Below are 15,554 nucleotides of genomic sequence, written 5' to 3' on the forward strand. Positions count from 1 at the left end.
ACCGACCCGCGTGAGCGACACCGCCTACTTCGTGCCCATCCCCGCACCCGGGACCGCCCTCGACGGCACCGCCACCGACCCCCACATCGAATGCTTCCGGCCCACCCGCCACACCGTCAGCACCTGGGGCCCCGACCTGCAGCACGGCGCACCCCCATCCGCACTGCTCGTCCGCGCCCTCGAACGACACCGGCCACGCCCCGACGCGCGGCTCTCCCGTATCTGCATCGACCTGCTCGGCCCCGTACCGCTGACCGACATCGAAGTACGCACCCGCATCGACCGGCCCGGCCGACAGATCGAACTCGTCGTCGCCGAACTGTGGGCCACCGCCCCCGACGGCACCGGCCGCGCGGTTGCGCGCGGCACCGGATGGCGCCTGCAGACCCACGACCTTCCCGACGTCGCCCGCACCTCCGAACCGGCACTCGCCCCCTTCGACCCCGCCGCCGAGCCCTCCGACATGACTCTGTTCGGGCTCAGCGGCTACATCGACACCCTCGACTGGCACATCGTGACCCCGTTCGGAGTACCCGGGCCCTCCGCCGCATGGGTCCGCGCCCGCCTCGCCCTCGTCGAAGGAGAAACCGTCACACCCCTCGAACGACTCTTCGCCGTGGCAGACGTCGCCAACGGCATCGGATCCAAACTCGACCCCGCACACTGGCTGTTCCTCAACACCGACCTCACGGTGCACCTGTTCCGTGAACCCGACAGTCACTGGACCGGCATCTCCGCCGAAACCTCCGTCGGCCCCGACGGCATCGGCATGACCACCGGAGTACTCCACGACGAACACGGCCCGCTCGGACGCATCACGCAGAACGTGCAGGTGCGGCCCCGCTGACGCGCGACCGCACCTGTCACCTCACCCCGCAGCGCGGGTCATCACATCACTCCTCGGTGACGCCCCGCATCGCGCGACACGACCGGATATCCGACGCCAGGATCGCGCGGGCACCGATCTCCGCGAGCTGATCCATCACCGCATTGTGGCCCTTACGCGGCACCATCGCCCGGACCGCCACCGAATAGTCGTTCGCCAGCGGCGAGATCGTCGGCGACTCCAAACCGGGTGTCACCTTCACCGCAGCATCGAGCAGGTGCTTCGGGCAGTCGTAGTCGATCATCACGTACTGCTGCGCGAAGACCACACCCTCGAGGCGGGCGATCAGCTGGTTGCGGGCCCGATCGGTCCGATCCGCGGCCTCCCGCTCGATCAGCACACCCTCCGAGTCGCACAAAGAATCCCCGAACGCCACCAGATCGTGCTGCCGCAGCGTACGACCCGACCCCACCACATCGGCGATCGCATCCGCGACACCGAGCTGGATCGAGATCTCCACCGCGCCGTCGAGCCGGATCACCGTCGCCTCGATGCCCCGCTCGTCCAGATCCCTACGCACCAGATTCGCGTACGACGTCGCGATCCGCAGACCCCGCAGGTCCTCGATCTGCCACGCCCGACCCTTCGGACCCGCATACCTGAACCTCGACGACCCGAAGCCCAACGACAACCGCTCGGCGACAGGCGCACCCGAATCCAAGGCCAGATCCCGGCCGGTGATACCCAGATCGAGCTCACCGGACCCGACATAGATCGCGATGTCCTTGGGACGCAAGAAGAAGAACTCGACCTCGTTGACCGGGTCGATCACGGTCAGATCCCGAGAATCGGAGCGCCAGCGGTAACCGGCCTCCCGCAGAATCTCGGCGGCGGACTCGGACAACGAACCCTTGTTGGGAACTGCAACGCGCAGCATGGAAGAAATCCTTTCGGACAGAAGGGGGGCAAGAAGATCGATCGGGACACATCCGGGGCACGGACGGCACACCCGCCACCGAAGAGGCGGTCACCGGCCGTCACAAATGCTTGTAGACGTCCTCGAGCTTCAGGCCACGCCCCACCATCAACACCTGCGTCCAGTACAGCAGCTGGGAGATCTCCTCAGCGAGCTCCTCATCGGACTGGTACTCGGCAGCGATCCACACTTCGCCGGCTTCCTCGAGCACCTTCTTGCCCTGCGCATGGACACCGGCATCCAACGCAGCAACGGTGCCGGAACCCTCAGGACGGGTCGCAGCACGCTCGGTCAGCTCGGCGAACAGGGATTCGAAGGTCTTCACGGAAACCGATTGTTTCATGCCACGCCCCCGCGCCCACAATCAGGACACCGCACCACTCACCACGACAACTCCTGCGCACTGTCGAACCGCCGCACCGTTCCACTCACCGGATCCACGAACTCCAACGTGCGCGCCAGCAACTGCAACGGATCGGTGAACTGCCCCGGCGCGCGGCGCACGAACTCCGGATAGAAATTGTCCCCCTCGATCGGCACATCCAACGACATCAGATGCAACCGCAATTGATGAGTACGACCTGTGCGCGGATACAACCGATACCGAGCCCGCCCACCGCGGTGTTCCACCAACTCGATCAGCGTCTCCGAATTCGGCTCGCCCGGCACCTGCGTCGCCGTCAACTCACCGTGCCGCTTCACGATCCGCGTCCGCACCGTGCGCGGAAACTCCAGTTCAGGTCGATACCCCGCGATCGCCTCGTACACCTTGCACACCCGCTGCTGCTCGAACAACGCCTGATACGGACGCCGCAACACCGGATCACTCGTGCACAACAACACCCCAGCGGTCATCCGATCGAGCCGATGCACCGGCACCAGATCCGGCAGATCCAGATCCCGCCGCAACCGCACCGTCACCGTCTCCCGGATATGCGCACCACGCGGGATAGTCGACAGGAAATGGGGCTTGTCGACCACCACCAACCCGTCACCGCGATACAGCACCTCCACCGGGAACGGCACCGGCGTCTCCGGCGGCGGCTCCCGATAGAAATACACGAACCGGCCCGGCTGGAACCGAGTCAGCTCATCCACGTGCCGCCCGTGCTCATCGACGAGTTCCCGCGCCGCAATCCGGACGTGCCAGTCCTCATCCGGGTACTCGTCGAGCAGAAACTCGAGTACCGTGCGCGCGGCACCCTCAACCGGCATGCGAACCCGATCGGGACCCAACCCATCGCGCACCGGCAACGGCGCAGCGGCCACGTCAGGACCCGGCTTCGGTCGTGTCCGGAACACATCCCTCGCACACCAACGTCAACTCCCGACCGTCGACATCGGGATGATTGCGGTACCGCGACGTCGGCGTTCCGCACATCGTGCACCGCCCCAGCGTGACCGCGTCCCCGGAGAACTCCACGTTCATCCGACCGTCGAAGACGTAGAGCGAACCTTCCCACAACCCGGCATCACCGAACGTCTCGCCGTACCGGACGATGCCGCCGTCGAGCTGGTACACCTCTTCGAAACCACGATTGCGCATCAACACCGACAACACCTCACACCGCACCCCACCCGTGCAGTACGTCACCACCGGCTTCGACTTCAGGTGGTCGTACCGGCCGCTGTCCAGCTCCGCGACGAACTCGCGCGTGGTGTCCACATCCGGCACCACCGCATCCCGGAACCGCCCGATCTGCGCCTCGAGCTTGTTGCGGCCGTCGAAGAACACCACATCGTCCCGCTCGCTCATCAATGCATGCACGGCGTGCGGCGACAGATGCGTCCCGCCGCCGACCACACCGTTCTCGTCGACCTTGACCTCGTCCGGCGCCCCGAACGTGACGATCTCGGGCCGCACCTTCACCGACAACCGCGGGAAATCGTCGCCCGTGCCGTCGGACCACTTGACGTCGACATCACGAAACGCCCGATAGCTGCGCAACCCCCGCACATACTTTTTCACCGCCTCGATGTTGCCCCCGACAGTGCCGTTGATGCCGTGCTCGGAAATCAGGATCCGGCCGGTCAACCCGTTCGACGCGGCCAGGGTGTGCTGCCACAACCGGATCGCCTCCGGATCCGGCAACGCTGTGAACTTGTAGAACAGGACGATCTTCGGAACCGCCACGATCACTGCCGCCCGGATGCGTGCAGCGCGTGCAGATCTGCCACCGACAGACCTTCCAGCGTCGACCGGAACACCCGCCGCGACGAGCCCGGCACCGTCGTCAGCGACGGCACCACCAACACCGTGCAGCCCGCCGCATCCGCAGCCGCCGCACCCGTCGGCGAATCCTCGACCGCGAGACACTGCGCCGGATCGAGACCCAGCAACTCCGCTGCCCTCAGATACGGTGCAGGATCCGGCTTGCCCGCGGGAACCTCGTCCCCGCACACCGTGTGATCGAAGTGATCGCGACCGAGGGTGTCGAGCGCGACATCGCACAAGATCCGGCCGGTGTTGGTCACCAACGCCTGACCGAGGCCCGCGGCACGAACCGAGCCCAACGCGTCTCGCGCACCCGGACGCCACGGCAAACCCTGCGCGAACAACCCCGACATGTACGCGTTGAGCCAGTCCTCCGCGGCAGTCTGCTCATCCGGCGTCGGGTCGAGCCCCAGGCCGTCGAACGTCCGCCACACCGACAGATCCAGCGGACCCCCGATAGTCGAGATCCGGGTCTCCTCCGACATGGGCCCACCGAGATGCAGCGACAGCTCGCGCATCCCGATGTCCCACAACTGCTCCGATTCGAGCAGCGTGCCGTCCATGTCCCACAACACCGCCTGCAACACACCCGCCCGATTCGAGATAGCGGGTGCGTCGCCGATCAACTCAGACATTGAAGTACTTGGCCTCCGGGTGGTGCAGCACGAACGCATCGGTGGACTGCTCGGGATGCAACTGCAACTCCTCCGACAGCTCCACCCCGATCCGCTCGGGCTCGAGCAACTCGACGAGCTTGATCCGATCCTCGAGCTCCGGGCACGCGCCGTAACCGAAAGCGAAACGAGCGCCCCGGTACGCGAGCTTGAAGTACTCGGCCACCTCGTCCGGATCCTCGTCCGCGGCCGTGCCGCCACCGGAGAACGCAAGCTCCTGCCGGACCCGCCGATGCCAGTACTCGGCCAGCGCCTCGGTCAACTGCACACCGATACCGTGCACCTCCAGATAGTCGCGGTACGAGTTCGACGCAAACAACTCGTTCGCGAAATCCGCAATCGGCTGACCCATCGTCACCAACTGGAACGGCCACACATCGACCTCACCCGACGCGACCGCATCCTCACGCGACCGCACGAAATCGGCGATGCACAAGAAACGCGACCGCTGCTGACGCGGGAACGTGAACCGGTACCGCTCCGGAGCATCCGGACGCGGCTCCGTCAGGATCACCACATCATCACCCTCGGACACCGCCGGGAAGTACCCGTACACCACCGCAGCGTGCTGCAGAATGCCCTCAGTCGACAACCGATCCAGCCAATACCGCAACCGCGGCCGACCCTCCGACTCCACCAACTCCTCATACGTCGGACCGTCACCGGCACGCTGGCCCCGCAGACCCCACTGGCCCAGGAACAACGCCCTCTCGTCCACCAACGACGCATACTCGGCCAACGCGATCCCCTTGACCACCCGTGTCCCCCAGAACGGGGGCGTCGGCACCGGCAGATCCGCCGCCACGTCACTGCGCTCGGGGATCACCGCCGGAGTCTCCTCCGCCTTGCGCTTCTCCGCGATCCGTTTGCTGCGCTCGTGCCGCGCCTTACGCTCGGCCGCCTTGCGCGCGGCTTCGAGCGCCTCCGGGCTGTTCGGATCCGGACCCTCGCCGCGCTTGATCGCCATCACACGATCCATCAGCGTCAGTCCCTCGAACGCGTCGCGCGCGTACGACACCTCACCCGAATACACCTCGGCGAGATCGTTCTCGACGTAGCTCCGCGTGAGGGCCGCACCACCGAGAAGTACCGGGAACTGCTCCGAGACACCCCGGGAGTTGAGCTCCTCGAGGTTCTCCTTCATCACCACGGTCGACTTCACCAACAGACCGGACATGCCGATCACATCGGCGCGCTTGTCGATTGCTGCTTCGAGAATCGTCGAGATCGGCTGCTTGATACCGAGGTTGACCACCTCGTACCCGTTGTTCGACAAAATGATGTCCACGAGATTCTTACCGATGTCATGCACATCGCCCTTGACGGTCGCCAGGACGATCCGGCCCTTGCCGTCGTCGCCCGTCGACTCCATGTGCGGCTCGAGATGCGCCACGGCTGCCTTCATCACCTCAGCGGACTGCAACACGAACGGCAACTGCATCTGCCCGGACCCGAACAACTCACCGACCGTCTTCATCCCCGACAACAAGGTGTCGTTGATGATCGCCAGCGGCGGCACCGTCGTCATCGCCTCGTCGAGGTCGGCTTCGAGACCGTTGCGCTCACCGTCGACGATCCGCCGCTCGAGACGCTCGAACAGCGGCAAGCCAGCGAGCTCCTGCGCGCGGGATTCACGTGCCGACGCCGCCGACACCCCCTCGAACAGCTCCATCAGTTTCTGCAGCGGGTCGTAGCCCTCGCTGCGCCGGTCGTACACCAGATCCAACGCGACCTGTCGCTGCTCGTCGGGGATCCGGGCCATCGGCAGGATTTTCGACGCGTGCACGATCGCGGTGTCGAGGCCCGCCTCGGTGCACTCGTTCAAGAACACCGAGTTCAGCACCTGCCGCGCTGCCGGGTTCAGACCGAACGACACATTCGACACGCCCAGGGTGAAGTGCACCCGCGGATGTAGGCGGTGGAGCTCGCGGATCGCCGCGATCGTCTCGATCGCGTCGCGCCGCACCTCCTCCTGCCCCGTCGAGATGGGGAACGTCAACGCGTCGACGATGATGTCGTCGGGTTCGAGACCCCAGTTCTCGGTCAGATCCGTGATGAGGCGCTCGGCGATACGCACCTTGTGCGCAGCCGTTCGTGCCTGACCTTCCTCGTCGATCGTCAGCGCGACCACCGCCGCGCCGTGCTCCACGACGTGCGCCATGATCCGCTGGAACCGCGACCCCGGCCCGTCACCGTCCTCGTAGTTCACCGAGTTCACGGCACACCGGCCACCGAGATGCTCGAGACCCGCCCGGATCACGTCCGGCTCGGTCGAGTCGATCATGATCGGCAACGTCGACGACGTCGCGAACCGCGACGCGAGCTCCGACATGTCGCGTGCACCGTCGCGACCCACGTAGTCGACATTGAGGTCGAGCATGTGCGCACCGTCGCGGATCTGATCCTTGGCGATATCGAGGCACTTCTCCCAATCCGCGGCGATCATCGCCTCACGGAACGCCTTCGACCCGTTCGTGTTGGTGCGCTCACCGATCATCAGAATCGACGCGTCCTGCTCGAACGGCACCGCCGTGTACAGCGACGACACACCCGGCTCGTGCTGCGGGGCCCGAATCGCCGGCTGCGCCTCGCGTACAGCCTCCGCGACCTGACGGATGTGCTCCGGCGTCGTACCGCAGCACCCACCGACCAGCGCGAGCCCGAACTCCGACACGAACCCGGCGAGCGCCTCCGCAAGCTCGTTCGGCAGCAGCGGGTACTCGGCCCCATTCTTACCGAGCACCGGCAGACCGGCGTTCGGCATCACCGACACCGGGATGCGGGCATGCTGCGACAAGTACCGCAGATGCTCGCTCATCTCGGCGGGACCCGTCGCACAATTCAGCCCGATCAGATCGATACCGAGCGGCTCCAACGCGGTGAGCGCTGCTCCGATCTCCGATCCGAGCAACATCGTGCCGGTGGTCTCCACCGTGACATGGGCGATGATCGGGATCCGCCGGCCTGCCTGCTCCATCGCGCGGCGGCTGCCGATGATCGCGGACTTCGCCTGCAGCAAGTCCTGACAGGTCTCGACGAGGATCGCGTCGGCACCACCGTCGAGCATGCCCAACGCGGCTTCGCCGTAGGCATCTCGCAGCACATCGAACGGCGCATGGCCGAGGGTGGGCAACTTGGTGCCCGGACCCATCGAACCCAGCACCATCCGAGGTACCCCGTCGGCGGACGGACCCATCTCGTCTGCCACCTCCCGTGCGAGCCGGGCGCCGCGCTCGGAGAGATCGCGGATGCGGTCGGAGATGTCGTAATCGGCGAGGTTGGGCAGGTTGCAGCCGAAAGTATTGGTCGAGACGATGTCGGCCCCGGCTTCGAAGTACGCCCGATGGATCCCCTTGATCACATCGGGTCGAGTCTCGTTCAAGATCTCGTTGCACCCCTCCAGGCCAAGGAAGTCGTCGAGCGACAGATCCGCAGCCTGCAACATGGTGCCCATCGCCCCGTCTCCGATGACAACACGCTGTTTCAGCGCATCGAACAAGGCAGAGTTCAGTGGGGTGGACATGGCAACCAGAGTAGTGGGCGCACAAACCGCACCCGGCCGTAGGCTGGATGGGTGAGTGCACGTGAGTATCCCGAGACCCCGGAGCAGGCCGTTCCCGAGTTCCGCAACCCGGTGCTCGTCGCCGCGTTCGAAGGATGGAATGACGCCGGCGACGCCGCCACCGGGGCTGTCGAGCACCTCGAACTGATCTGGGACGCCGAACCCTTCGCCGAACTGGACTCCGAGGAGTATTACGACTACCAGGTCAACCGCCCCCAGGCCCGCCTCGTCGACGGCGTGACCCGACAGATCGAGTGGCCCGCGACCCGCCTGTCCGCGTGCTCCCCGCCGGGCAGCGACCGCGACATCGTGCTGCTACGCGGTATCGAACCCAACATGCGCTGGCGCAGCTTCTGCGACGCGATCCTCGAACTCATCGACGACCTGGGAATCCACACCGTCGTGGTGCTCGGTGCACTGCTCGCCGACACCCCGCACACTCGCCCGGTACCGGTGACCGGCACCGCCTACAGCGCCGACGCCGCCAAGCGGTTCAACCTCGAGAAATCGCGATACGAAGGGCCGACAGGCATCAACGGGGTTCTGCAGGACGCGTGCGTGCGCGCGGGAATCCCCGCCGTGTCCTTCTGGGCGGCCGTCCCCCACTACGTGTCGAACCCACCGAACCCCAAGGCCACGGTCGCTCTGCTGCGCCGCGTCGAAGACGTCCTCGACGTAGAGGTCCCACTCGGTGAACTCCCCGCGCTCGCCGAGGAATGGGAAGAGGCCGTCACCTCGATGACCGAGGACGACGAAGACATCACCGACTACGTGCGCGGTCTCGAAGAACGCGGCGACGCCGAAACCGATATCTCCGATGTGATCTCCAATATCGACGGCGACGCGCTCGCCGCCGAGTTCGAACGCTATCTGCGACGAAGGGGCCCCGGCGGGTTCGCTCAGTGAGCGGATACCGCGAATCGCTCCAGCGCGCGGCACTGTACGTCGGCGGATTCCTCGGCCCGTTCGGTGGTGGCGTCGTCGTGTCGATGCTGCCCGAGATCGGAGACGACACGGGAGTGTCCGCCGGAGTCGCCGCGACCACGGTCACCGCGTACCTGGGCGTGTTCGCCGTGTTCATGTTGTTTTCCGGAACCCTCGGCGCACGCTGGGGTCGGTTGCGGACTGTGCGTACCGCCTACGTGGTGTACGCGGTGGTCTCGGTCGCTGCGGCACTCGCGCCGACGTTCTCGCTGCTGATAGGCGCTCGCATGCTGCAGGGTGCGGGAAACGCGTTCACCACTCCCCTGCTGCTCGCAGCGTTGGCAGCGATCACTCCACGTGAGTCGCTGGGGCGTGCACTCGGCCTGTTCGGCGCGATGCAGGCGGCCGGGCAGACCACAGCACCGCTCGTCGGCGGTCTCGCCGCGGAAGTGAACTGGAGATGGGCATTCGTCGTCCTCGCCGCCGCTGCCGTCGTACTCGCCGTGATCGGCCTGCCCGATCGTATGGACGAAGCCGAGGAAGGTCCGGCTCGGCTACGGGACGCCCTACGTCCACGCGTACTCCGGGTCGGAGTGGTCGCGCTCCTCGGCTTCGGCGCACTCGGCGGGTTGGGGTTTCTCCTGGCATTCCGTGTCGAAGACGACTTCGGTCTTTCCCCTGCAGGCCGAGGTGCGCTGCTCACGGTCTTCGGGCTGGCAGGGATCCTCACGGCCCGTCGTGTGGGAACGCTCATCGACCGAATCGGCGCGCAACGCTCGGTCCTCCTCGGTGCAGTGTCCGGCGCTGTCCTCCTGGTCGCGGCAGGAACGTTGGGAAGCATCGCCGTCATCGCGGCGGTGTGGTTCGTCGCCGGTATTGCCTCGCAGTGCGTCCTGGTCGCGGCGAACGCCGCAGTCCTGGGCGACTCCGGAGGTAATCGGGGTGGCGCGGTCTCTGTGGTCCTGGCATTCCGCTTCGGTGGCGCGGCCATCGCTCCTGCCGCGTTGACTCCCCTGTATGCCACCCACCCGACCGCGGCATTCGTCGTCCCCGCTGTGCTGCTCGCAGTGATGGCGCCGCTGATGATGCCGTCGGATCCGGCGTCGACGACCGACCGCTGAACACCGCTCTTGTCAGAGCGGTCGGTGAGGGAGGCTCTCATAGCGGTGAATATTCGGTTTTTCAAGCTTTTCCGTATGGTTCAGAATATTTCGAGAGTCGCCACGCCGGGCCGGTCTTCATACATAGCGAGTCGCTCGATCCAGGAGCCACCGACCGCTCGTGCCCGCCACAGTGCGCTCCCAAGCGGCTCGATGCCCGTCGTGGTGTGGGCCTACTTCCCCACCGAAGCCGAGAGCCTCCGGATCGCTACTACTCCCCCGTCGGGAGTGCGCGTAGTGACTTCACTGTCGCATCGACTGCACGTGCCGCTTCCGCCCCCTTGGTGACGAAGTGGCGCGTGAAGTAGTTGATGTGCTCCTCGTGCTCATGGAAGTGGTGCGGGGTGAGCACAACCGAGAACACCGGAACACCTGTGTCGAGCTGCACGCGCATCAGACCGTCGATCACGGCTCTGGCCACGAAGTCGTGTCGGTAGATGCCACCGTCCACGACGAGCCCCGCCGCGACGACTGCGTCGTACCGCCCGGAGTGAGCGAGGCGCTGAGCGTGCAGAGGAATCTCGAATGCACCGGGAACCTCGAAGAAGTCCAGCGAGTCCTTCGCGTACCCCAGCGCGACGATCTCGTCGGTGAATCCTTCCTTCGCCTGGTCGACGATAGTGCGATGCCATGTGGCCTGGATGAACGCGATACGGCGCGCGGTGTCACTCATGTCGATGAAGTTAGCGCATCGACCTACCCCACTTTGCGGCTTGTACCGATGTGACGTGCACGACAGCACCACTATTTTGTTTATTCTGGGTTTCCGTCTCGTACAGACTGTTAGTGTGGTGGATGTGGCGCACCAGGACTCACCGGATACGATCGAGGCCGCGGGCCCCAAGCCGGAACGGCCGATCGACATCTACCGCCGCGCGGCGGTCTGCCTCGAAGCCTGCCTTCCCCTGGGATGGACGATGTCCAGCGACAGACCCCGCTCCCCCGAGGCTCCCCAGCGATTGGTCGTCACCTCCCCCGAAGGTGAGTCGGTGTCGTTCGCGATCGTCGCGTCCCGAGGCGTCCTCAGCGGCGACGTCGCGCGCATCGCAGCCGAACTCTCCGACTCCGACCGTGGCTTCGTGTGCGCGCACTACCTGTCAGATCCCGTGCGCCGGCAACTCGACCAGCACGGCATCTCCTACGCAGACGCCACCGGAAACCTCACTCTGGTCGCGTCCCGGCCCGCAGTATGGGTGCGCAATCGCGGAGCCGACGCAGATCCGTGGCGGGGCCCGGGACGCCCCTCCGGTGTGCTGACCGGAGAACCTTCCGACCGAGTGGTCCGCGCCCTCGCCGACCACTCCGGTGAAATGACCGTGCCGGAATTGATCAAGCTCTCCGGCGCGTCCACCGGCGCCACCTACCGCGTGGTGGAGGTCCTCATGGAGCGGGAGTTCATCCGGCGCATCCCCCGCGGGGGCATCACCGAAGTGCGGTGGGAACAGATGCTGCGCGCCTGGGCCGCGGATCGGAAGATGTGCGCAACCCGTCGCTTCGCAGCGCCGGACGGCCTCGAGATCGTGCGGAACCAACTCGCCGAGCGAATCGACATCACCTACGCCCTCAGCGGTGTCGGTGCCACCGACTACGCAGACTCCGACGTCCTGGAACTGTATGCCGACGACCCCGACGACTTCGCCGGCGCATTGGGACTGCGCCCCGTGGACCGCGGTGGCGACGTGGTGGTCGCGATTCCGTGGTCGCCGGTGGTGTTCGACCGCATGGATCGCGCGCGGTCTCTGCGAAGCGTGGCGCCGTCGCACGTGTACGCAGACCTGCTGTCGGGCCCGTTCCGCGATCAGGAAGCCGCCGAACACATGCGTGCACGCCTGACCGCAGACGAAGCGCACTGGCGTCGCCCCATCCACTGACCCGCTCGCCGGGTGCCTGTACGGTTCGAGGTGGCAGCACACGCACAACAGGAGGTTCGGCCGAGATGGATTCCACGTCGGCGGTCGGGGACCTCCCCTCAGCGCTCGACTCTGCTGCATTGGCAAGTCGATTGGGCGAACACAGGCCGGCGGTATTCCTCGACTACGACGGCGTGCTCACCCCCATCGTCGACAGGCCCGACGACGCAGTCCTGTCCGCCACGATGCGCACCACTGTCCGGAAACTGGCCGACCGCTGCCCCGTGTGCATCGTCACCGGTCGCGACCGCGACGTCGTCCAGCAATTGATGGGCATCGACGATCTCACCGTCGCGGGTAGTCACGGCTTCGATATCTGGAAGCCCGGTCAGGGCGTGATCTCCCCCGATTCCCTCGGCGATTTCACCGAACTCGTCGCCGACACCACCGCGACGCTGCGCGAACGACTCGCCGACACCGACGGGGTGACCCTCGAACCGAAGCAGGCCTCGGTGGCTGTGCACTACCGGAACGCCGGGCCGCAGGCACGTCAGCACACACGCGATGTCGTCCACGCGCTACTCGACGAGTTGCCTGATCGACTCGAGTTGATTCCCGGGAAAATGGTGTACGAACTGCGGCCGGCAGTCGACTGGAACAAGGGCAAGGCCGTCCTGCACCTGATCGACGTGCTCGGCCTCGACTCCGACGACATCGTCCCGATGTACCTCGGCGACGACATCACGGACGAGGACGCGTTCGCTGCTGTCCGCGGCACAGGAATCGGGATTCTCGTGGGCAGCCCCGATGACCCCGAAATGAAGAATCGGGTCACCGCAGCCGAATTCGGGCTCGCGTCGGTGGACGACGTGGCACGCTTCCTTTCCGAGCTGGGTAGATGACGATCATGTAGCCGAACGGTTCGGCCGGCAGGAGGTAGTCCGTGTACGACCCCGAGTTCAGTCTCGAGTACGACCGGTTCGATCCCGAGGCGGAGGGCCTGAGGGAATCGATGACCTCGACCGGCAACGGGTACTTCTGTACCCGCGGCGCCGCCGAGTGGGAGGACACGGGCGAGGTCCACTACCCCGGCACCTACGCGCACCGCTGCTACAACCGCGAGACGACCATCATGGGCGGAAGTCCCGTCCACAACGAGGATCTGGTCAATCTCCCGAACTGGCTGGTTCTCAAACTGCGCATCGACGGCGAGGACGCGATCCGGTTGTCGAATGCCGAGGTGCTGTCCTACCGGCACGTGTACGACATCCGCACCGCGACGGTCATCCGAGAAGTTCGCTTCCGGGATCGGAACGGCCGTGAGACGTCTTTGGTGAGTCGACGTTTCGTCAGCATGGCGCATTCGCATCAGGGTGCACTCGAGTGGACACTCACCCCCGAGAACTGGGCCGGCCGCGTCGAGATCGTCTCGGCGATCGACGGTCGTGTGTCGAATCGTGCGGTAGCCCGTTATCGCGATCTCGAGGGGCGCCATCTCGATCCGGTCACACCTCGCACCTTCGGTCCTGACACGATCGCATTGAAAGTTCAGATCCGGCAGTCGGACATCTACATCGCTCAGGCCGCACGCACTCGGGTGTTCTCCGGCAGCAACACCGAGCCCATCGACGTCGACCGCGACCTGTATCAGATGGAGGACTACATCCAGCAGGTCCTGGCCTTCGACGTCGCCGAGGGTAGCGCGGTCCGCGTGGAGAAGATCGTGTCGATGTTCACCTCGCGTGACGATGCGATCACCGAGCCGCTCGCGTCCGCCGGCCGACATGTGTTGCGTTACTCCGATTTCGCCGCGGCCTGGGACGAGCATGCCGCGGCCTGGGATGAACTGTGGGACGTCTGCGATATCCGGCTGCCCAGGGAGCCCCGCACGCAGTTGCTGCTGCGCTTGCACGTCTCGCATGTTCTTCAGGTGTGTTCCCGTCACACGTCGCGTCTGGATGCGGGTGTTCCGGCCCGCGGACTCAATGGCGAGGCCTATCGTGGGCATGTCTTCTGGGACGAGTTGTACGTGTATCCGTTTCTGGATCTGAGGATCCCGGAGGTCACCAAAGGGCTGATCATGTATCGGTACCGGCGGTTGTCCGAGGCTCAGGCCGCAGCGACCGAGGCCGGGTATCGGGGCGCGATGTACCCGTGGCAGAGCGGATCCGACGGTACGGAGGAGACCCAGCTCGTCCATCTCAATCCGCTGTCGGGTCTGTGGGATCCGGATCTGAGCCGTCATCAGCGACACGTGAGTGCGGCGATCTTCTACAACGTGTGGAGGTACTACCAGGCGACCGACGACTTCGAGTTCCTTGCCGACCAGGGCGCGGAGATGATGCTCGAGATCACCCGGTTCTGGGCGTCGATTGCCGAGTACAACCCCGAACGGGATCGCTACGAGATCCACGGGGTGATGGGGCCCGACGAGTTCCACGAGCGCTACCCTGACTCGGACGAGGCCGGGCTGCACAACAACGCATACACGAACGTGATGGTGGCGTGGATTGCGGCGAAGGCGATCGAGGTGCTCGAACTGCTGTCGACCAGCAGGCAGACGGCGCTGCGAGCAGCGTTGCGGGTGACCAACGAAGAGTTGCACCGTTGGTCGGAGATGAGCCGGAAGATGTTCGTCCCGTTCCACGACGGGGTGATCAGTCAGTTCGAGGGCTACGAGAAACTCGACGAGATCGATTGGGATCACTATCGCGCGGAGTACTCGAACATCCAGAGGATGGACCGGATCCTGCGTGCCGAGGGGCACGATCCCAATCGTTTCAAGGTGTCGAAACAGGCGGATGCGGTGATGCTGTTCTTCCTGTTCGACGACAACGAGTTGAGGCCGATCTTCGAGCGTCTCCGCTACGAGTACGACCGGGATCTCGTGCGGCGCACGGTCGACTACTACGACGAGCGCTCCTCACACGGGTCCACGCTCAGTTTCGTCGCGTACGCGGGGGTGCTGGCGGGGTTCGATCCCGAGTCGTCGTGGGAGCGGTTCAAGGTGGCGCTCGAGAGCGATGTGAGCGATCTGCAGGGCGGTACCACCAAGGAGGGGATCCACATGGGTGTCATGGCCGGGACGTTGGATCTGGTGCAGCGCTATTACGTCGGTGCCCGGATCTACGACGGTGTGCTGGTGTTCCGGCCCCGGCTGCTCCCTCACCTCGACGGGGTGTCGTTCTCCATGCGCTATCGGGGCACCCCGCTGCGGGTGCAGATCTCCGGTGAGACGTTGACGGTGCGTGCTGAGGCCGAGGGGTTCCGGGTGCCGGTGCAGGTCGGGGTGAACGGAGAGACGGTGCAGCTCGGCGCGGGGCAATCGCACGAGTTCCGGGTCCCGACCGCTCCCCTGCCCGCCTGA

General features: G+C 65.6%; 13 protein-coding genes. 6 read left to right on the plus strand and 7 right to left on the minus strand.

Annotated elements, in window-relative coordinates; genetic code table 11:
* Positions 1–10 precede the first annotated feature (10 nt).
* Positions 11–847: a thioesterase family protein gene (locus Q7514_RS00370; protein ID WP_330131300.1), complete on the plus strand. Its 837-nt coding sequence runs from the start codon at positions 11–13 to the stop codon at positions 845–847.
* A 46-nt stretch (positions 848–893) separates the two neighbouring features.
* Here Q7514_RS00370 and hisG read toward each other — a convergent pair whose 3' ends face one another.
* From hisG to metH, 6 genes are all read right to left on the minus strand, one after another.
* Positions 894–1,763, minus strand: a complete 870-nt coding sequence (gene hisG / locus Q7514_RS00375; RefSeq protein WP_330131301.1) for an ATP phosphoribosyltransferase — start codon at positions 1,761–1,763, stop codon at positions 894–896.
* 100 nt (positions 1,764–1,863) lie between these two features.
* Entirely contained in the window at positions 1,864–2,145 is a 282-nt protein-coding gene (locus Q7514_RS00380; RefSeq protein ID WP_199233311.1) for a phosphoribosyl-ATP diphosphatase, read from the minus strand.
* A 38-nt stretch (positions 2,146–2,183) separates the two neighbouring features.
* Positions 2,184–3,071 (minus strand): pseudouridine synthase, encoded by an 888-nt coding sequence (locus tag Q7514_RS00385; RefSeq protein ID WP_330131302.1) that lies wholly within the window; start codon positions 3,069–3,071, stop codon positions 2,184–2,186.
* Between the two features lies 1 nt (position 3,072).
* The gene (gene trhO, locus Q7514_RS00390; protein ID WP_330131303.1) at positions 3,073–3,936 is read right to left on the minus strand and encodes an oxygen-dependent tRNA uridine(34) hydroxylase TrhO; all 864 of its coding nucleotides are present in this window, start codon (positions 3,934–3,936) and stop codon (positions 3,073–3,075) included.
* Between the two features lie 2 nt (positions 3,937–3,938).
* The gene (locus Q7514_RS00395) at positions 3,939–4,652 is read right to left on the minus strand and encodes an HAD family hydrolase (protein WP_330131304.1); all 714 of its coding nucleotides are present in this window, start codon (positions 4,650–4,652) and stop codon (positions 3,939–3,941) included.
* Positions 4,645–8,214: a methionine synthase gene (metH, locus tag Q7514_RS00400; RefSeq protein ID WP_330131305.1), complete on the minus strand. Its 3,570-nt coding sequence runs from the start codon at positions 8,212–8,214 to the stop codon at positions 4,645–4,647. The genes Q7514_RS00395 and metH overlap by 8 nt, the downstream gene beginning before the upstream one ends.
* A gap of 51 nt (positions 8,215–8,265) precedes the next feature.
* Between metH and Q7514_RS00405 the strand changes: the two genes are divergently transcribed.
* Together Q7514_RS00405 and Q7514_RS00410 are read left to right on the plus strand one after the other, a co-directional pair.
* Complete coding sequence (locus tag Q7514_RS00405) at positions 8,266–9,159, plus strand: PAC2 family protein (protein ID WP_330131306.1); 894 nt, start codon at positions 8,266–8,268, stop codon at positions 9,157–9,159.
* A complete protein-coding gene (locus Q7514_RS00410) occupies positions 9,156–10,298 on the plus strand; it encodes an MFS transporter (RefSeq protein ID WP_330131307.1) in 1,143 nt (380 codons plus the stop codon). The genes Q7514_RS00405 and Q7514_RS00410 overlap by 4 nt, the downstream gene beginning before the upstream one ends.
* Positions 10,299–10,548: 250 nt before the next feature.
* Here the strand turns inward: Q7514_RS00410 and Q7514_RS00415 are convergent, their stop codons facing one another.
* Positions 10,549–11,010: a 6,7-dimethyl-8-ribityllumazine synthase gene (locus tag Q7514_RS00415; protein WP_330131308.1), complete on the minus strand. Its 462-nt coding sequence runs from the start codon at positions 11,008–11,010 to the stop codon at positions 10,549–10,551.
* Positions 11,011–11,134: 124 nt separating this feature from the next.
* Between Q7514_RS00415 and Q7514_RS00420 the strand changes: the two genes are divergently transcribed.
* The 3 genes from Q7514_RS00420 to Q7514_RS00430 all read left to right on the plus strand — a co-directional run bounded on the left by Q7514_RS00420 (position 11,135) and on the right by Q7514_RS00430 (position 15,554).
* Positions 11,135–12,208, plus strand: coding sequence for a helix-turn-helix domain-containing protein (locus Q7514_RS00420; protein ID WP_330131309.1), 1,074 nt, complete (start codon positions 11,135–11,137; stop codon positions 12,206–12,208).
* Positions 12,209–12,273: 65 nt separating this feature from the next.
* Positions 12,274–13,089 carry a trehalose-phosphatase gene (otsB, locus tag Q7514_RS00425; RefSeq protein WP_330131310.1) on the plus strand — a complete coding sequence of 272 codons (816 nt, stop codon included), beginning with the start codon at positions 12,274–12,276 and terminating at the stop codon, positions 13,087–13,089.
* A 41-nt stretch (positions 13,090–13,130) separates the two neighbouring features.
* On the plus strand, positions 13,131–15,554 hold the full coding sequence (locus Q7514_RS00430; RefSeq protein ID WP_330131311.1) for a glycoside hydrolase family 65 protein: 2,424 nt from the start codon (positions 13,131–13,133) through the stop codon (positions 15,552–15,554).

It is taken from the genome of Rhodococcus artemisiae, from assembly GCF_036327795.1.
Lineage (GTDB): Bacteria > Actinomycetota > Actinomycetes > Mycobacteriales > Mycobacteriaceae > Rhodococcus > Rhodococcus artemisiae.